Annotated in this window: 22 protein-coding genes; 20 read left to right on the plus strand and 2 right to left on the minus strand. The window is 29.6% G+C overall.

All coding sequences use genetic code 11. The features are described 5' to 3' along the window. Positions 1 to 55: 55 nt before the first annotated feature. Positions 56 to 1654, minus strand: a complete 1599-nt coding sequence (locus KGF39_RS12910; RefSeq protein ID WP_227822616.1) for a recombinase family protein — start codon at positions 1652 to 1654, stop codon at positions 56 to 58. A gap of 324 nt (positions 1655 to 1978) precedes the next feature. Between KGF39_RS12910 and KGF39_RS12915 the strand changes: the two genes are divergently transcribed. The 20 genes from KGF39_RS12915 (at position 1979) to KGF39_RS13010 (ending at position 18400) form a co-directional block, all read left to right on the plus strand. Beyond that, on the plus strand, positions 1979 to 2155 hold the full coding sequence (locus KGF39_RS12915) for a hypothetical protein (protein ID WP_227822617.1): 177 nt from the start codon (positions 1979 to 1981) through the stop codon (positions 2153 to 2155). A gap of 158 nt (positions 2156 to 2313) precedes the next feature. Continuing rightward, a complete protein-coding gene (locus KGF39_RS12920; RefSeq protein WP_227822618.1) occupies positions 2314 to 3444 on the plus strand; it encodes a 1-propanol dehydrogenase PduQ in 1131 nt (376 codons plus the stop codon). A gap of 240 nt (positions 3445 to 3684) precedes the next feature. Beyond that, positions 3685 to 4035, plus strand: coding sequence for an ethanolamine utilization microcompartment protein EutS (gene eutS / locus KGF39_RS12925; RefSeq protein WP_003423973.1), 351 nt, complete (start codon positions 3685 to 3687; stop codon positions 4033 to 4035). Positions 4036 to 4042: 7 nt separating this feature from the next. Continuing rightward, on the plus strand, positions 4043 to 4492 hold the full coding sequence (locus tag KGF39_RS12930; RefSeq protein WP_107594265.1) for a EutP/PduV family microcompartment system protein: 450 nt from the start codon (positions 4043 to 4045) through the stop codon (positions 4490 to 4492). A 101-nt stretch (positions 4493 to 4593) separates the two neighbouring features. Next, positions 4594 to 5169, plus strand: coding sequence for a response regulator (locus KGF39_RS12935; RefSeq protein ID WP_227822619.1), 576 nt, complete (start codon positions 4594 to 4596; stop codon positions 5167 to 5169). Then, positions 5162 to 6571, plus strand: a complete 1410-nt coding sequence (locus KGF39_RS12940) for a histidine kinase N-terminal domain-containing protein (RefSeq protein ID WP_227822620.1) — start codon at positions 5162 to 5164, stop codon at positions 6569 to 6571. Before KGF39_RS12935 ends, KGF39_RS12940 begins: the two co-directional genes overlap by 8 nt. A gap of 183 nt (positions 6572 to 6754) precedes the next feature. Continuing rightward, on the plus strand, positions 6755 to 8188 hold the full coding sequence (gene eutA / locus KGF39_RS12945) for an ethanolamine ammonia-lyase reactivating factor EutA (protein ID WP_227822621.1): 1434 nt from the start codon (positions 6755 to 6757) through the stop codon (positions 8186 to 8188). Positions 8189 to 8205: 17 nt separating this feature from the next. Continuing rightward, positions 8206 to 9570: an ethanolamine ammonia-lyase subunit EutB gene (locus KGF39_RS12950; protein WP_054273885.1), complete on the plus strand. Its 1365-nt coding sequence runs from the start codon at positions 8206 to 8208 to the stop codon at positions 9568 to 9570. A 12-nt stretch (positions 9571 to 9582) separates the two neighbouring features. Next, complete coding sequence (gene eutC / locus KGF39_RS12955; RefSeq protein WP_227822622.1) at positions 9583 to 10464, plus strand: ethanolamine ammonia-lyase subunit EutC; 882 nt, start codon at positions 9583 to 9585, stop codon at positions 10462 to 10464. Between the two features lie 19 nt (positions 10465 to 10483). Further along, positions 10484 to 11137 (plus strand): ethanolamine utilization microcompartment protein EutL, encoded by a 654-nt coding sequence (gene eutL / locus KGF39_RS12960; RefSeq protein WP_003423987.1) that lies wholly within the window; start codon positions 10484 to 10486, stop codon positions 11135 to 11137. A gap of 9 nt (positions 11138 to 11146) precedes the next feature. Beyond that, positions 11147 to 11851 (plus strand): BMC domain-containing protein, encoded by a 705-nt coding sequence (locus KGF39_RS20090; protein WP_306800925.1) that lies wholly within the window; start codon positions 11147 to 11149, stop codon positions 11849 to 11851. 2 nt (positions 11852 to 11853) lie between these two features. Next, entirely contained in the window at positions 11854 to 13323 is a 1470-nt protein-coding gene (locus KGF39_RS12970; protein ID WP_227822623.1) for an acetaldehyde dehydrogenase (acetylating), read from the plus strand. 86 nt (positions 13324 to 13409) lie between these two features. Further along, positions 13410 to 13697 carry an ethanolamine utilization microcompartment protein EutM gene (eutM, locus tag KGF39_RS12975; RefSeq protein WP_003423991.1) on the plus strand — a complete coding sequence of 96 codons (288 nt, stop codon included), beginning with the start codon at positions 13410 to 13412 and terminating at the stop codon, positions 13695 to 13697. Between the two features lie 125 nt (positions 13698 to 13822). Beyond that, entirely contained in the window at positions 13823 to 14584 is a 762-nt protein-coding gene (locus tag KGF39_RS12980; RefSeq protein ID WP_227822624.1) for a cobalamin adenosyltransferase, read from the plus strand. Positions 14585 to 14596: 12 nt separating this feature from the next. After that, positions 14597 to 15226: an ethanolamine utilization phosphate acetyltransferase EutD gene (eutD, locus tag KGF39_RS12985; RefSeq protein ID WP_227822625.1), complete on the plus strand. Its 630-nt coding sequence runs from the start codon at positions 14597 to 14599 to the stop codon at positions 15224 to 15226. 41 nt (positions 15227 to 15267) lie between these two features. Next, complete coding sequence (locus KGF39_RS12990) at positions 15268 to 15993, plus strand: TIGR02536 family ethanolamine utilization protein (protein ID WP_227822626.1); 726 nt, start codon at positions 15268 to 15270, stop codon at positions 15991 to 15993. Positions 15994 to 16005: 12 nt separating this feature from the next. After that, positions 16006 to 16278: a EutN/CcmL family microcompartment protein gene (locus KGF39_RS12995; RefSeq protein WP_003428697.1), complete on the plus strand. Its 273-nt coding sequence runs from the start codon at positions 16006 to 16008 to the stop codon at positions 16276 to 16278. Further along, positions 16271 to 16822, plus strand: a complete 552-nt coding sequence (locus KGF39_RS13000; protein ID WP_227822627.1) for a BMC domain-containing protein — start codon at positions 16271 to 16273, stop codon at positions 16820 to 16822. The genes KGF39_RS12995 and KGF39_RS13000 overlap by 8 nt, the downstream gene beginning before the upstream one ends. An 11-nt stretch (positions 16823 to 16833) precedes the next feature. Further along, positions 16834 to 17925: an ethanolamine utilization protein EutH gene (gene eutH, locus KGF39_RS13005; RefSeq protein ID WP_227822628.1), complete on the plus strand. Its 1092-nt coding sequence runs from the start codon at positions 16834 to 16836 to the stop codon at positions 17923 to 17925. Position 17926: 1 nt separating this feature from the next. Continuing rightward, a complete protein-coding gene (locus tag KGF39_RS13010) occupies positions 17927 to 18400 on the plus strand; it encodes a cupin domain-containing protein (protein ID WP_227822629.1) in 474 nt (157 codons plus the stop codon). Positions 18401 to 18570: 170 nt separating this feature from the next. Here KGF39_RS13010 and KGF39_RS13015 read toward each other — a convergent pair whose 3' ends face one another. Continuing rightward, positions 18571 to 19170: an ATP-binding cassette domain-containing protein gene (locus KGF39_RS13015; protein ID WP_227822630.1), complete on the minus strand. Its 600-nt coding sequence runs from the start codon at positions 19168 to 19170 to the stop codon at positions 18571 to 18573. Positions 19171 to 19262 lie beyond the last annotated feature (92 nt).

The following is a 19262-nucleotide window of genomic DNA, read 5'->3' on the forward strand; positions in this document are numbered from 1 at the left end:
TATTGCAACCTTATCTGATATGCTTATTGCTTCTACTATAACTAAAAAAGTGCAACTAATCGCTCAATAAAACAGAATCATCCATTTTAGCACCCATATAAATAATATTAAGATTTCCTAAACTGCTATCCCAAACGATACTATTAATAATAGTAGATAATAATAATCTCTTATCATCTAAACTGGCATTATCAACTTCATCATTAAATCTCTTCAGATTATTAGTAATAATATCAAGATTAATATTGTCACTAGTAATATTGACATTGCTAGATTCCAAAGTATTAATCTTATTCTTTAAAATACTAATCTCACTATTTAAGCTCTCAATTTGAGAAACTATATAATCAGAAGCAGTGCTACCAGTATTTTTTGCAAGTTCTATAACTAAATTTTTAATAAGTTTTTCCTTATCTAAAATTTGATTTTTAAGTAAATTAGTCTCAGATTTTAAAACATTAAAAATATTACCATTCTTAATGTTATTACTATTAAATTCACTTATGATAGATTCCACTTTACAATTCTTAATTTTATCTATAACTAAGCTTTCAACTAATTGTCCATTAAGGTTTTTGCAGTTACAAGTATCAGCACCAAGTGTTTTTTTAGTACCACAAACATAATAATATTTTAAATCTTTATCAGTTTTTTTACCCTTATAGGTAATTCTCATATTAGCACCACACTTACCACATTTTATAAGTCCAGATAAAAGAGCAGTTTTGCCAGTTGCTATTCTTGGTGTCTTATCACGATTTTTATCTAGCTGACTTTGTACTTCAAGCCATATTTCAGGTTCTATGACTCCATGGTGTTTTGCAATTGCGGCTATTGAATCAGATGTATTTTTAGCATAGGTAAGGATTCCACATTTTCTATCTGAAGTACCTATAACATCCATACCATTGTTTCTAAGATACTCTAAAACTTCATCATTAGCTTTTACATATGCTGGATTTCTAAGTATTCTAGATAAAGAACTCGGGTCAAATTTACCACCTCGAGGACCTCTTATTCCATTATGATAAACATATTTATATAACTTGGATAATGACCTAAGTTCTAAGTATTTATTGTATATTAACTTTACAACCTCCATTTGTTCGTTATTTACTTGAAGCTTATACATACTTCTTTCTTTTAGATTTTCATCTAAGAATGTGATTTTTTCACTGTTAAATCCATGAGGTGTATTGCCTCCAAGCCATCTACCACTACGAGCTAATTCATACATATTATCTTTTATACGTTCTGCTATTGTTTCTCTTTCTAGTTGAGCAAATACACTTGATATAAACATCATAGCTCTTCCCATTGGAGTTGAAGTATCAAATTGTTCTTTAATAGAGATAAATGATATGTTTAGTTCATTTAATTTTTCTATTAAAGTAGAGAAGTCAGATACATTTCTCGATATTCTATCTAATCTATAGCAAACCAGATAATTGAATTTCTTATCTTTAGCATCCTGCATCATTTTCTTAAATTGTGGTCTATCTATATTACTGCCACTAAAACCCTCATCTTCATATATCAAAAAATCTTTTATACCAATAGATTTTGTATAATCCATACATAATTGTATTTGATTTTCTATAGAGTCACCTTTTCCAGTAAATCTTGATTTTCTTGAATAAATTGCAGCTTTCAAAATTAAAACCTCCTATAAATTAGGATATATATTTGAAATTATTTGTATACAGCCTTTCAAGTAAACTTATTAGAATGAATTTATTAATTAGGTAAATTTATATAATTCTACTTTTTATAATATATGACTATTTATTTTATTTCTTTACTATTCAAATTTTAAATCAATAATAAATTTTGATGCTTAGTTGTATCAGGACAAATCTCTAATTTCATAAATTAATATAAAGGCATAAGTTACTATGACAAAGCTAAAATCTAAATATTTTAAAGGATGATTTTTTGAAACTAATAGTTATAACAAGAATTTGTAGGGGGCTTGCATATGGAAATCAAGGTTGTAGAGATTTTTCCTAAAGATGAAGCTAAACTTAATGGAATAGAAATAGCTAAAGCTAGTTGGTTTGTAAATATAATAGGTAAAAAATATCCTAAAGAAGTCTTAGATAAAGCATTTATTACTTTAGAAAAAGAATTAAATGTAAGTAAATCTGATAGATAAGCTTTGATTATTGATTTTATATACTATTGACTTGACATTATATTAATCAAATAGTATATTTTTAAATATAGCACAATGAAGTGTTAAAAGAGCAATGGAGCTCCATAGATAAAGTCTATGGAGCTTTTTTGCGTATTTAACTTAAGGAGGATAGAAATTTGAATAACTTTGAGATTAAAACTAGAATTAAATTTGGAGAAGGCTCACTGAAAGCTCTACAAGAATTAAAAAACAAAAAAGTACTAATAATAACAGACCCATTTATGGTTAAATCAAAAACAATAGATAAAATAACATCTAACTTAATAAATACAACATATCAAGTTTTTGAAGACATAGTACCAGACCCACCAATAGAAGTAGTAGTAGCGGGAATAGAAGCATTTAAATCTACAAACCCAGATATAATAATAGCATTAGGTGGAGGTTCTGCAATAGATGCTGCAAAATCTATAATGGATTTTTCTAAAAAAATATTAAAATCTAATGAAGTAGAGTTTATAGCAATACCAACAACGAGTGGAACAGGTTCAGAAGTAACATCATTTGCTGTAATAACAGACAGTCAAAAGAAATGTAAGTATCCATTAGTAAGTGATGATTTACTTCCAGACATGGCAATACTAGACCCAGAACTTGTAAAAACTGTACCAAACTTCATAACAGCAGATACAGGGATGGATGTATTGACACATGCTATAGAAGCTTACGTATCTACAAATTCTAATGACTTCTCAGATGCACTATCTGAAAAAGCCATAAAGTTAGTGTTTAAATACTTAATAAAAGCATATAAAGATGGAAATGATATAGAAGCTAGAGAAAAAATGCACAATGCATCTTGTTTAGCAGGTATAGCATTTAATCAAGCATCACTTGGTATAAATCATTCTATTGCACATGTACTAGGTGGAAAATTCCATATACCACATGGAAGAACAAACTCTATATTGCTTCCTCATGTAATAGAATATAATGCATCAATAGTAGGATATACTAACACAACTTACTCTGATACAGCTAAGAAATATGCACAAATAGCAGAATTAGTAGGGCTTGGGAATGGTAATATAAGAATAGCTGTTAGAAATTTAGTAAATGAAATAAAAAAACTACAAAAAGAAATGAATATGCCAACCAAACTGACACAGTGCAAATTAAGTTTAGAAGATGTAACTAATGAGGAAAGAGAAATAGCAAAACTTGCTATAAGAGATACTTGTACACTAACTAATCCCAAAGTACCAACTGAAGATGATATAATAAACATATTAAATAATATTAAATAACTACATTTTATTACATGTAAACATAATATTATACAAGTAGGGAAAATGTTTTTAAAAATATAAATTATATATTGACAAATATAAAACAGAAAACTATAATGAAAGTATCACAAAGGCGTGATACTTTAGTAGAAAGCAACGGAGCTTCTTAGGAATATTAATATTATTCTTATGGAGCTCTTTTTATTTTAAACAAATAATTTTTTAGTAAACTATATTTAAAGAAAGCAGGGAATAAATTTGACTGAAGAATCTAAGCAAAGAGTTATTCAAGAATATGTTCCTGGAAAACAGGTTACATTAGCACATATAATAGCTAATCCTAATGAAGATATATATAAGAAACTAGGATTAGTGCTTGATAAAAAAGATGCAATAGGAATACTTACAATAACACCAAGTGAAGCATCAATAATAGCAGCAGATGTTGCTACAAAAGCTTCAAATGTATCTTTAGGTTTTATAGATAGATTTAGTGGTTCTGTAGTAATATCAGGTGATGTAAGTTCTGTAGAATCAGCATTAAACGATGTTTTAGAAGTTTTAGGAAATATGTTAAACTTCTCATCTACAAAAATAACAAGGACATAATAATACAATGAAGAATATAATATTTATGGGAAAGACAGGTAGTGGTAAAACTACTTTATGTCAAAAACTAGACCAATTAGAATTGAAATATAAAAAAACTCAGTCAGTAGAACTTTATAATAATGCAATAGATACTCCAGGTGAATATATGGAGAATAGAAGCCTATACAATGCCTTAATAACAACATCAGCAGATGCTAAAATTATAGCAATAGTGTATGATGCTACACAAGAAGAAAATTATATAGCACCAGGATTTGCAAGTATGTTTTGCAAAGATGTAATAGGGATTATAACTAAAATAAATAAAGCTACTGAAGACGAGGTTAATCTAGCTTATGAAAGACTATCACTAGCAGGAGCAAGTCAAATCTTTAAAATAGACACAGTTGATGATATAGGGCTTGAAAAACTATTTAAATATCTAGAAAAATCTAAAAATATAGATGAAATTTAAGGGGAAATATTTTTTTACTCAAAATTATGATAAAAGTATGATAAAATAAAAAAATATATAAACTATTCTAAAAAGATTTAATCTTTAAGTGAGGTAGGAACATGGGGAAAAAAATACTATTGGTTGATGATGAACCACTGTTAAGGATGGATACAAAGGATATACTAGAAAGTCATGGCTATGAAATAATAGGAGAAGCAAGTGATGGATTTGAAGCTGTTGAAATGTGTAAAAAACATAAACCTGATTTAGTTATAATGGATATAGAAATGCCAATACTTGATGGTATAAAGGCAGGTAAAATAATATGTAAAGAAAATCTAGCAGGTGGAGTACTTTTATTAACTTCATTTGAGGATAAAGAATACGTAGAAAAGGCCAAAAGTATAGGTGCTTATGGATACTTAGTAAAGACAGCAAGCGAAAAATCACTTATACCAACTATAGAAATGTGTCTAAATAAAGTAAATGAATTTGAAAGAATGAAAAAGGATTTAGAAAAGGTAAATTCTAAATTGAATGAAAGAAAATTAGTAGAAAGAGCAAAAGGTATACTTATAAGAGAGTTTAAAATTTCTGAGGATGAAGCATACACTAGAATAAGAAAATTAAGTATGGATAAAAGAACTACAATGATGGAAATTGCCAAGATGATTATAATAGGATACGATGACTAATACGATAAAAAAGATAGCAACTACACAAACATACTTAAATAATAATGAAATTGAAAAAATTATAGAGGTATCAAAATCCTTAGATTTAATGGCTTCCTTTTATGAGGCTGATGTTTTTATAGATGTATTAAGTAAAATTGATGATGAAGCAATTGTTGTGGCACATAGTAGACCTAAAGAAAAGTCAGTGTACTGTGAAAATGTTATAGGCAAAAAGGCTCTACTTGAAAATGAACCAGGAGTTATAAAGTGCTTAAAAACAGGAGAAAGAGTAAGAGATATAAAAGCTTTAACACAAGAATATAAACTGGTTAAGCAAAATATTCAGCCAATAACATTAGATGACAAAGTTTTAGCAGTATTAATAGTTGAAAAAGATATAAGTAGTGAAGTTAAGAATGAGTTTAACACTAATGAAGATGAAGAAAATAAAAATTTACATCAGTTTATAAAATTGATAGGAAATAATGATTTTTTAGTTGATAATTTAAATTCAGCTATACTCATATTTGATAAAAATGGGAAATTAAAAATTAAAAATCGTATTGCAACTGAAATATATAAAAATCTTGGATTTGAATGTGATATACAAGATATGCATTATAACGACTTGTATATAGAAACTAAAGTATTTGAAGATATATTAATGGATGAAAATTATGATGAAACAAATGAAGTTTCAATAGGTAATATGTTTTTCAAAATAAAGACCATATACATCAAAGATGATGAGTTTAAGGTTTGTAAAATAGTACAAGATATAAGTGATTTAAAGCGAAAAGAAGAAGAATTAGTTTTAAAAACAGTAGCTATAAGAGAAGCTCATCATAGGGTGAAAAATAATCTTCATACAGTAATATCTATAATAAAAAAACAAAGTAGATTATCTCAAAATGATGAAGTCAAGCAGTGTTTGGATAATATAATAAATAGAGTATTTGCAATACTTTCGACTCATTATTTATTATCTAAGGAAGTGGATAATAATATATCTATACGAGAAGGTATCAATTTATTAGTGTCAAATATTCAAGGTGGGTATTTGTTTAGTAAGGATATAGATATACGTATAACAGGTGAAGATTTTAAAATTAGTGGAGAAAAAGCAACCGCAATACTTTTGGTTATAAATGAAATACTACAAAACTGTTATGACCATGCTTTTATTGATAGAGAACATGGTAATATACAAATATTAATAAATAAAGATAATGATTCAAGAAATATCGCTATTATAGATGATGGAGTTGGATTTGATAGTGATAATATAAATAAAAATAGTTTAGGGACATATATAATAGATAGTTATATAACTCAAATGTTAAAAGGAAGTATAAATAGAAAAAGTAGTAAGAATGGTACAGAAGTATTAATTACTATACCTACACAAATTAATATTTAAATAATAACTCATCTACAAAGTAGTAGTTTTAATTGAGCAAAGAGGCTTAAGGTTATTAATAGATTAAGTTAGTTGAATGTATTTATAAAAATTATAAGTATATATTCAATTTAACATATATTTATTATAACTTTAAGCCTCTTTGCTTGTTTAAGACATACTTAAATTTTAGGAGGTGAGAAAATGAGAGAAGAGTTATTAAGTGTTGGTATTGACATTGGAACAAGTACCACTCAGTTAATTTTTTCTAAATTAATAGTGGAAAATACTGAATCAAATTTTTCGGTACCTAGAATAAGTATAGTAGACAAAGAAATTATTTATAAAAGTAAAGTTTATTTCACTCCTCTTATTTCAAATAATGAAATAAATGGTCAACAGATAAAAGATATAGTTGAAAATGAATATAAAAAAGCAAATATATCTAAAGTGGATATACATACAGGAGCAGTAATAATCACTGGTGAAACAGCTAGAAAAGAAAATGCAAATGATGTGCTTCATACTTTAAGTGGATTTGCTGGAGACTTTGTTGTTGCAACAGCAGGACCTGATTTAGAAAGCATAATATCAGGAAAAGGAGCTGGAGCTCATATTTATTCAAAAGAACATTCAACTACAATTGTAAATATAGACATAGGTGGGGGAACTAGTAATATAGCTTCATTTAAAAGGGGAGAAGTAACCGATACTGGGTGTTTGGATATAGGTGGAAGACTCATAAAGATAGATAAAATAAGTAAAAAAATAACTTATATATCACCTAAAATAGATAAAATCATAAAAGATAATAATTTAAACCTTCAAGTAGGAACTGTAGCTACAATAGAAAACACAAAACCAATAGTTGATATGATGGTTGACTTATTAATGGAAAGTATAGGATTAAAAAAACAGACACCTTTATTTGATTTTATAATAACCAATAAATCAATAAGTGTAGATGAAAGTATTAAGAATGTTTCATTCTCTGGTGGAGTAGCTGATTATATTTACTACGATGGAGAAATAAAGGATTATTTTGAATATGGTGACTTGGGAATTTTACTTGGGCAAGCAATAAAAAATTGCGAATACCTTAAAAAAGTAAATGTGGTTCAATCTATGGAAACAATAAGAGCCACAGTAGTTGGAGCAGGTTCTCATACTACTGAAGTAAGTGGAAGTACAATAACTTATACTAGCGAAAAGTTTCCAATTAAGAATTTGCCAGTCTTAAAATTATCAATTGATGAAGAAGTAGGTACTTCAAAACAAATCAGTGAGGCTATAAAAAACAAACTCAACTGGTTTAAATTAGAAAATGATTTACAGAAAGTTGCTATAGCCATGATAGGTAAGAAAAATCCAACCTTTTCAGATATACAAGAGTATGCTAAAGGGTTTGTAGATGGAATGCAACAAATCATTGAAAATGATTTACCTTTTATAGTAATCGTTGAAAATGATATGGCAAAAGTATTAGGTCAAGCAATATATGCATTATTAAATTATAAAAAAGAAATTGTTTGTATAGACAGTGTTAAGGTTGAAAATGGAGATTATATCGACATTGGAAAACCTATAGTTGAAGGTAAAGTTTTACCTGTGGTAATAAAAACATTAGTTTTTAATTAATAGAAGGAGGTAAGTAAATGATTTTAAAGACAAAATTATTTGGACGTACTTATCAGTTTAAAGGCTTATATGATGTAATGGCTAAAGCTAATGAAGAAAAATCAGGAGATAAATTAGCAGGTCTTGCAGCAGAATCAGCTGAAGAAAGAATAGCAGCAAAAGTTGTTTTATCACACATAAAGCTAGAGGATATAAGAAATAATCCTGCAGTAGCATATGAGGAAGATGAAGTAACAAGAATAATACAAGATGCTGTAAATGAAAAAGTTTATGAAGAAATAAAAGACTGGACAGTATCTGAACTTAGAGAGTGGATATTAGATTCAAATACTAGAAGCCTTGATATAAGAAGAATATCAAGAGGATTAACTTCTGAAATGATAGCAGCAGTTGCAAAATTAATGTCAAATATGGACTTAGTTTATGCAGCTAAAAAGATAAAGGTTACTGCTCACTGTAATACAACTATAGGAGAACAAGGAACGTTATCAGCAAGACTTCAACCTAATCATCCAACAGATGACCCAGATGGAATACTTGCATCGCTTCTTGAAGGTTTAACTTTTGGTATAGGAGATGCAGTACTTGGATTAAACCCAGTTGATGACTCTGTTGAAAGTGTTACTAAAGTATTAAAGAGATTTGAAGAAGTAAAGCAAAAATATCAAATACCAACTCAAACATGTGTATTAGCACACGTTACTACACAAATGGAAGCAATAAGAAATGGTGCTCCTGCAGATTTAATATTCCAATCTATAGCAGGTTCTGAAAAAGGAAATGAAGCCTTTGGATTTAATGGAGATACCATAGAAGAAGCTAGACAGTTAGCTTTAAAACATGGTACAGCTACAGGACCTAATGTCATGTATTTTGAAACTGGACAAGGTTCAGAATTATCTTCAGAAGCACATCATGGAATAGACCAGGTTACTATGGAAGCTAGATGCTATGGATTTGCTAAAAAGTATGAACCATTCTTAGTAAATACAGTTGTTGGATTTATAGGGCCTGAGTACTTATATGATGCTAGAGAAGTTGTAAGAGCAGGACTTGAAGACCATTTTATGGGTAAACTACATGGATTACCAATGGGTGTTGATGTTTGTTACACTAACCATATGAAGGCTGACCAAAATGATATGGAAAACTTAGCTATACTATTAACAACAGCAGGATGTACGTACTTTATGGGAATACCTCATGGAGATGATGTTATGCTTAACTATCAAACAACAGGATACCATGAAACAGCATCGCTTAGAGAAATGTTTGGATTGACAGCAATAAAAGAATTTGATGCTTGGATGGAAAAGATGGGATTCTCTAAAGATGGTAAGTTAACAGAGTTAGCGGGAGACGCATCTGTATTATTAGGATAGGAGGTATTTAGTATGAATGAAAAGGATTTAAAAGCATTAGTAGAACAGTTAGTTGGAGAAATGGTTGGGGAATTAGATACTAATGTTGTATCTGAAACTGTTAAGAAGGCAACTGAAGTTGTAATAGACAACAATGCTTGTATAGATGATATAACGGAAGTTGATATAAGAAAGCAATTACTAGTAAAAAATCCTAAGGACGCAGAGGCTTATTTAGATATGAAAGCAAAAACACCTGCAAGATTAGGCATAGGAAGAGCTGGTACTAGATATAAAACAGAAACAGTTTTAAGATTTAGAGCAGACCATGCTGCTGCACAAGACGCTGTATTCTCTTATGTAGATGATGAATTTATAAAAGAAAATGATATGTTTGCAGTAGAAACTTTATGTAAAGATAAAGATGAATACTTAACAAGACCAGATTTGGGAAGAAAATTTTCTCCAGAAACTATAAGTAGTATAAAATCTAAATTTGGTACAAATCAAAAAGTTTTAATATTAGTGGGAGATGGACTTAGTTCAGCTGCTATAGAGGCAAACTTAAAAGACTGTGTACCAGCTATAAAACAAGGTCTAAAAATGTATGGTATAGACTCAAGTGAAATTTTATTTGTTAAACATTGTAGAGTTGGTGCTATGGACCATTTAGGTGAAGAATTAGGTTGTGAAGTTATATGTATGTTGGTTGGAGAAAGACCAGGATTAGTTACTGCTGAATCAATGTCAGCATATATAGCGTACAAGCCATACATAGGAATGGCAGAAGCAAAGAGAACAGTTATATCAAACATTCACAAAGGTGGAACAACTGCAGTTGAAGCAGGTGCTCATATAGCTGAACTTATAAAAACTATGTTAGATAAAAAAGCTTCAGGAATAGACCTTAAGTAAAGTCGAGGGAGTGTAGAATATGAAAAACGATGTAATTCGTCCTAATATATTAGGAATTAAGATAATTTCAAATATAAGTCCAGAAATGGCACAAAAACTAGAACTAAAATCACATCACAAAAGTTTAGGTTTAATAACCGCAGACTGTGATGATGTTACGTACACAGCTCTTGATGAAGCAACTAAAGCTTCAGAAGTTGATGTTGTGTATGCAAAATCAATGTATGCAGGTGCTGCAAATGCTTCAACAAAGCTTGCTGGAGAAGTATTAGGAATAATAGCAGGACCAAGTCCAGCAGAAGTAAGAAGCGGTCTAAATGCAGTAGTTGATTTTCTAGAATATGGAGCAACTTTTATAAGTGCAAATGATGATGATTCAATAGCATATTATGCTCACTGCGTATCAAGAACAGGTACATATCTTTCAGAGGTGGCAGGAATAAGAGAAGGTGAGGCATTAGCTTATTTAGTAGCACCACCACTTGAAGCAATGTATGCTCTAGATGCAGCAATGAAAGCTGCAGATGTTAAGATGTGTGAATTATTTGCACCTCCAACTGAAACAAACTTTGGTGGAGCATTACTTACAGGTTCTCAATCGGCTTGTAAAGCAGCATGTGATGCATTTGCAGAAGCAGTAAAATCAGTTGCAGACAATCCAACAGGATTCTAGGATAGTTAGATGGATGCTATAGGCTTAATAGAAGTAATAGGATATGTTGCTGCAATAGAAGCTTCTGATGCTTGTTTAAAATCTGCAAATGTTAATATTGTAAAAATTGATAAGGTTGGAGCAGGTATTGTTACTTTAACAATATGTGGAGATGTTGGTGCTGTAAAATCTGCTCTAGAAGCAGGTAAAATTGCAGCTTCTAGAGTTGGTACATTAAGAGCATCACATATTATACCAAGAATCCATAGTGAAGTAACAGATGCTTTATTCAAAACTAAAGAACCTAAAGTCTGTGAAGTTTCAGAAGATAAAGAGAAAAACGTTGAGATTACATTGGAAATAACTGATAATGTATCGAAAAATTTATCAAAAAAAGATAATGTAATTTTAGATGTCACTGAGAACAGTGAAAATATTGAAAAATTATATAGTGATATAGATAAAATTAACAAAGAAATTGAAACAGTGGATGATCGTTTAACAGAAGTCAATGAGGAAAAAATAGAAAATACTAATATTGATAAAGACGTATTGGAACAAGTTAAAATAGAAAATTATGATTTTGATAGAGATGACTTATCAAAGAATAGCGTGAAAAAACTTAAAGCTATGGCTAAGAAATTAGACTCTTCAATAACTTATAAAGATTTAAATGTTCTTAAAAAAGAAGAATTGATAAACTTAGTTAAAAAGCTTAGCAGAGGGGATAGATAGTTATGACACTTTTAGATAAAGATTTAGTATCTATACAAGAAGTCAGAACTCTTGTAAAAAGAGCTAAAGTGGCTCAAGAGAAACTTTCTAAAATGAGCCAAGAGCAAATAGATAAAATAGTAAAAGCTGTTGCAGATGCAGCATTTAATAATGCTACTAAATTAGCTAAAATGGCAAATGAAGAAACTGGATTTGGAAAATGGGAAGATAAAGTAATTAAAAATACTTTTGCATCTATGGGAGTTTATGAAACTTTAAAAAACACAAAAACTATTGGAATAATTGGTGAAGATAAAGAAGCAGATACAATAGATATAGCTACACCAGTTGGAGTTGTAGCAGGTCTTATACCTTCAACAAATCCAACATCAACAGTAATATACAAAACTATAATATCTCTAAAGGCAGGAAATACTATAGTTTTCTCTCCACATCCAAATGCAAAAAAATGCATACTTGAAACAGTTAATATAATAAGTGAAGCAGCTATAAAGGCTGGAGCTCCAGAAGATTCAATATTATGTATAACCAATCCAAGTATAGTTGGAACGAATGAATTAATGAAACATAAAGATACAAACTTAATATTAGCAACTGGAGGAGAAGCAATGGTTAGAGCTGCTTACTCTTCAGGAACACCAGCTATAGGAGTTGGACCTGGAAATGGACCAGCGTTTATAGATAAATCAGCCAATGTTAAGTTAGCAATCAAAAGAATAATAGATTCTAAAACTTTTGATAATGGTGTTATATGTGCATCAGAACAATCTATAGTAATAGAAAAATCTATGGAAGAAACTGTGTTAAAAGAACTTAAAAATCAAGGTGCATATGTTTTAAATGAAGAGGAAAGTGAAAGATTGGCAAAATTCATATTAAGAGCTAATGGTACTATGAATCCACAAATAGTTGGTAAGAGTGTTGAAGTAATAGCAAATTTAGCAGATTTAACAAATGTACCTAAAAATACAAAAGTTCTCGTTGCAAAAGAAAATAAAGTTGGTCATAATGTAGCCTATTCAAGAGAAAAACTTACACCAATACTAGCGTTCTATGTTGAGGAAAATGTAGAGGCTATTATGAGTAGATGTAGAGAAATATTACTAAATGAAGGTGCAGGTCATACCTTCTCAATGCATGCAAATGATGAAGAGTTGGTAAAGAGATTTGCTCTTAACATGCCAGTATCAAGAATACTTGTGAATACTCCTTCAGCACTTGGAGGAATAGGTGCATCAACAAACCTTGTACCAGCACTAACACTTGGTTGTGGTGCAATAGGTGGAAGTTCAACTTCAAACAATATAGGACCACTTGATTTAATAAATGTTAAAAGAGTAGCTTATGGAATCAAAGAAATAGAAGAACTTGGAAAAGATACATCTAAAGTTGAAAAGTCAATGTTTGACTCAATGGATAAAGAAGAATTAATAAATCTTCTTGTTCAAAGATTAGTTAAAGAACTAGCATAACTAAAATAAAAATGAAATTTATAACTATAAATTTCTAAAAATATAAACTATAAAACTATAAAATTAAATTTTTGGAGGATAAGATTATGGCAAGTGCAAACGCATTAGGAATGATAGAAACTAAAGGATTAGTAGGAGCAATAGAAGCAGCAGATGCAATGGTTAAAGCTGCAAATGTACAATTAGTAGGAAAAGAGCAAGTAGGTGGAGGATTAGTTACTGTAATGGTAAGAGGAGATGTTGGGGCTGTTAAAGCTGCTACAGATGCTGGAGCTGCAGCTGCTGAAAGAGTTGGAGAACTAATATCAGTTCATGTTATACCAAGACCACACTTTGAAGTAGATGCTATATTACCAAAAGTATCAGCTGAGTAATATAAAAGTAGTTTTAAAATTTAAATTTTGATTAAAAAGAGGCTATCTCAAAAATGAGTCTTACTAATAAACTCAATGTATTTTGAGGTAGTCTTTTTTATACATCTAATAGGAGATGTGATAAAATGGGTGTTTTAACAGAAAACGAAATAAAAAGAAAAATAGGAAAAAACAAAGGCAATATAACTGAATTTTATATAGAAAAAGGACAAATAATAACTCCTTCTGCAAAATCTTATTTAACTGAGAGAAGTATTGAACTCAAATATATTGATAAGATTTCAGATATAAATAATGAACCCAAAGAAGTTATAAAAGAAGTAGTTAAAGAGAAAATGTATAAATATACTACTGTATTTGGTGCTAAATTGGATGAAAAACCAGAACATATGACTCAATTAAATGGGAATCTTTTAGTTTTTAAAGACCATAAAAGAATAATATTGAGGGGAAAAATAGATTCTCTTGAATCAGAAATACTAAAAGCACAGATTCTTTGCCAAAAACTAGGTATTCCAAAGCTTGTTAAGGAATTACAAGAGGTATTAGACTTTGTAAGAAATATAATGAGATGTGAGGTTTTAGAAGAAAAACTAGAAGACTTTAAACTTTTAGGGTTGACTCCACAAGAACTTAGAGAACAATCTCACTATCCTAAAAAATACTTTGGTATAGGACATGAGTTCCCAAGTTATGAAATGGGTGAAGTAGTAGTAGCTATAAATAGTATAAGAAGTAATACACGAGAGGTTGAACTTGCAGCTTACGAAGCATTTAAAGGTGAGTACGGAAATGTTCAAAGAGAAGATTTAATAAAGGCACTTAATAGATTATCGTCAGCATTTTGGATAATGATATATAAAGTTAGAACTAATAAGTATAAGTAGTTGGAGGACACAATGGAGAGTCTATTAAATGAAATAGTAGAAGAAGTAATAACTAGAGTTAAAAAAGAAGCATTCATAGAAGTTGAAGCATCAGGAAGACACGTTCACTTAAGTAGAGAAGATGTAGACAAATTATTTGGTAAGGGATATACTCTTACAAAATTAAAAGACTTATCTCAACCAGGTCAATATGCTTGTAAGGAAAGAGTCACAATAACTGGTCCTAAAGGAAGTATAAAAAATGTAGTTGTACTTGGTCCATGTAGAAATGAAACTCAAGTAGAAATATCTTTAACAGATGGTTCAACTCTTGGATTAAAAGCTCCTATAAAACAAAGCGGAGACTTAGAAGGTACTTTAAGTATTAAAATATCAACACAACATGGTGAAGTTGAACTTGATAAGGGGTTAATGGTTGCTAAAAGACATATACACATGACTCCTAAGGATGCTGAAAAATTCAATGTATGTGATAAAGAAATAGTTGAAGCTAAGGTGATGGGTCAGAGACCTTTAACATTTGATGATGTAGTAATAAGAGTTAGTGACAGCTTTAAAACTTACATGCACATAGATTATGATGAAGCCAATGCATGTGGCTATTCAAAAGGAACTGTTGCTAAAATAATAAAGAAAGCATAAATTTAACCTACTATATAGATTACCTCTAGGGAGGATTTAATATGAATTATGATAACCTTGTAGATTTAATAATGGAAGAAATCTATAAAAAAATAAATAGTAATGAACTAAAAATATCTAATAAACCTAAGGCTGTGATTGTATTTGAACAAGACAACAATAAATTTAACTTATTAAAAGATGAATTTGAAATAGTAGAATTTGATAAAAGTATAAAAGAATGTGAAATAGTGATAGTTTCAAGACTTTGTATGAGGGGATTATCAAATCTAGCACTTGGAAATTCAACAAGTGAGGAAGAAAGATTTATACTAAAAATGATTATGAAGGGCAAAAAGGTATATGTCCTAGATGAAGGAATTGAATATAAAAAATATAAAGATACTGCACCAAAAGCGTTATATAAGAAGTTTATGTCCTTTGAAAATGAAATATGTAAATTTGGTGTGGAAATTATAAAAGACTTAAATACTATAACTAAAAATAAGTTAAGTATAAAAAGTGAAGTATCAAGTTCTATAGATTCTAAAAAAGAAAATACAAAAGCTTTAAATAAAGATATGGAAAGTCTAAATAATGTAGGAAGTATAAAGATAGATACCGAATTTAGTTTAGATTTAAGAAATAAAAAACTTATATCAGAAGCTGACTTAAGAAAACCAACTATAAATGGAGTTAAAAACATACTAGTTAATAAAAAAAGTATAATAACGCCATTGGCTGTAGATTTTATGAGAATACACCATCTCAAACTAAAGAAAGTGTAAGGAGGTAATTTTATGGATATAGGAAAAGTTGTAGGTAATGTTTGGGCTACAAGAAAAGATGAAAAATTATGTGGTCAAAAACTTTTAGTTGTAAAAATTTTAAAAACTAAAGACACATACAAGGAAGGCTTCATGGTTGCAGCCGATAATGCAGGAGCAGGAAATGGAGACTTAGTTCTTATATCCAAAGGTTCCTCAGCTAGAGAATCGATTGAAAAAGCTCATGTTCCAGTAGATGCAACTATAGTTGGAGTAGTCGATTCATTTGAGGTGTTTGATGAATAAAAGTATAGGAGCTATAGAATTTAAAAGTATTGCTAAAGGTATAGAAGTATCTAACGAAATGATAAAAAAATCTTCAGTTGATGTATTGTACTTAAAAAGTATTTGTCCAGGTAAATTTTTAATAATAGTAGGTGGAGAAACTTCTTATGTAAATGAATGTGTAGACTACGGAATAAAACTTGGAGAAGGATATATTGTAGATAATTTTGTGATAAATGCAATTTCGCAAGAAATATTAGATGGATTTAAAAATAAGTATCAGAAGTTGGATAATATAGTCTCTATAGGCGTTGTTGAAAGTAGCAAAGTATGTGCTGGAATAAAAATGCTTGATAAGACTTTAAAATCAGGCGATTTAATATTAGTAAAACTTCAATTATCTTTTGCTATAGGAGGAAAATTAGTATATATAGTAGCAGGAGATTTAAGTAGTTTAGAATATGCATTAAAAGAAAGTGAAAATGTAGTAAGAAAAAAAGAAGTAATATATAAGACTGTAATACCATCAGTAGACAGTCAAATAATAAAAAGTCTAATAAAATAATGGGGGGAACTATGAGTATAAACGAAATTATAATCTATGTAATGGTAGTCTTTATGGTACTTGGAGCTATAGATAAATGTATAGGTAACAAATTTGGTCTTGGAGAACAGTTTGAAGAAGGTATAATGGCAATGGGTTCACTTGCAGTTGCAATGGTCGGTGTTATATGTCTAGCACCAGTGCTTGCTGATGTATTAAGACCAATTGTAGTACCAGTATTTGATATACTTGGAGCTGACCCAGCTATGTTTGCTGGAAGTTTGTTAGCTAATGATATGGGAGGTGCACCACTTGCACTTGAGCTTGCAAAAGACCCTAATGCTGGATTGTTTGGTGGATTAATAGTAGGTGCTATGATGGGACCTACAATAGTGTTTATAATACCAGTTGCACTTGGAATAATTGAAAAAGAAGACCAAAAATTCTTAGCAACAGGAATACTTGCAGGTATAATAACAATACCTATTGGAGCATTTGTTGGTGGATTAGTTGCAGGGTTTGAGGTAATGATGGTTCTTAGAAACTTAATACCAATAATAATATTTGCAGTAGTTATAGCACTTGGATTATTGAAATTTGAAAATGCTATGATAAAAGGATTCACATACTTTGGAAAAGGTGTAGTAATAGTTATAACTTTAGGACTTGCTGCTTCAATAGTTGAAGCTTTAACTGGAATAGTTATAATACCTGGAATGAAGCCAATAGGTGAAGGTATAGAAATAGTTGGAGATATAGCAATAGTTTTAGCAGGAGCATTCCCATTAGTATTTGTTATAACAAAGGTATTTAATAAACCATTAATGGCTTTAGGAAAAATTCTTGGGATGAATGATGTATCAGCAGCAGGGCTTGTTGCAAGTTTGGCTAACTGTATACCAATGTTTGGTATGATGAAAGATATGGACAATAGAGGAAAGATAATAAATGTAGCATTCTCTGTATCAGCAGCATTCGTATTTGGAGACCACTTAGGATTTACAGCAGGGTTTAATGCTAATATGATAACACCAATGATAGTTGCTAAATTAATTGGTGGTATAACAGCAGTATTATTAGCTATGGTTATAGCAAATAATACACTAAAAAAGGAGAATGTATAAGATGGATATAACAAATATAGATAAAAACTTAATTGAAACATTAGTAAGACAAATAATAGAAGAAAAAATAAATGGAACTAAAGATACTGTAGATTTTGTTAGAAATAAAGATGCTAGTGGAATAACTTCTATAAAGTTACCAACTGTAAAGGTTAGTGAATCTGATAGATTAGATACAGGAAACCCAAGTGATGTAGTTTACACAAAAGATTTATTTACATTAGAGGAAAGCCCAAGATTAGGTTGTGGTATGATGGAAATGAAGGAAACAACTTTTGACTGGACTCTAAACTATGATGAAATAGATTATATAATAGATGGAACTTTAGATATAATGATAGGTGGAAGAAAGGTTTCTGCTTCTTCAGGTGAGTTAATATTTATACCAAAAGGAAGCAAGATACAATTTTCTGTACCTGATTATGCTAGATTTATATATGTAACATATCCAGCAGATTGGGCATCTCAAAATTAACAAGAACCCAAATTAAGTTAATAATAATCAAATAAATAGTTTAAAATACAAACTCTTAATTAAACACATATTTCACATATTTAATTAGGCTATGAATCAAATTCATAGCCTTTTAATTATGAATATTGTTATACTTTAGGTGTATTTTTCTATATTTTTTTCATCTTTTTTTAATGTTGCACTTTTATACATATTGCTTCACCAATATCATGCGTAACTAAAATAGTAGATTTATTCTCATTTTTAATAATACTATAAACATCATCACAAACTAACAATCTCGTCTGATAATCAAGAGCTGAAAAAGGCTCATCTAAAAGTAAAATATCTGGATTTACAGAAAGTGTTCTAATAAGTGCAACTCTTTGTTTCATACCTCCAGATAATTCTTTTGGATACATGCTTCTAAAATCCCATAATCCATAAGTCTTTAAAAGACTTTCAACTCTATCTAAAGATTTTTTATCTTTTTTACCTTGAATTTCTAATCCAATAGTTATATTATCCATTATATTTCTCCATTCAAGTAAGTTATCTTTTTGAAACATATATCCAATATTTCCAGTAATCTTTACATCACCACTAGTCGGTTTTAAAAGATTAGTAAGAATATTTAAAATTGTAGATTTACCGCTTCCAGAAGGACCAAGCAAAGTTAATATTTCTCCTTCTTTCAAGTTAAAATTGACATCCTTTAATACTTCAAGCTCGCCTTCTTTAGTGTAGAAGTTCATATTTATATTTTTAACTTCTACTATGTTGTCATTCATTATGCCACCCCCTATAGCTTTTAGCTCGTATATATTATGTTATTAACAATATGACCTATTTGTACCATTTTTCATAAATATAATATAAATAT

The sequence above is a fragment of the Clostridioides sp. ZZV14-6345 genome, assembly GCF_020657775.1.
In the GTDB taxonomy this organism is placed as follows: Bacteria; Bacillota; Clostridia; order Peptostreptococcales; family Peptostreptococcaceae; genus Clostridioides; species Clostridioides difficile_D.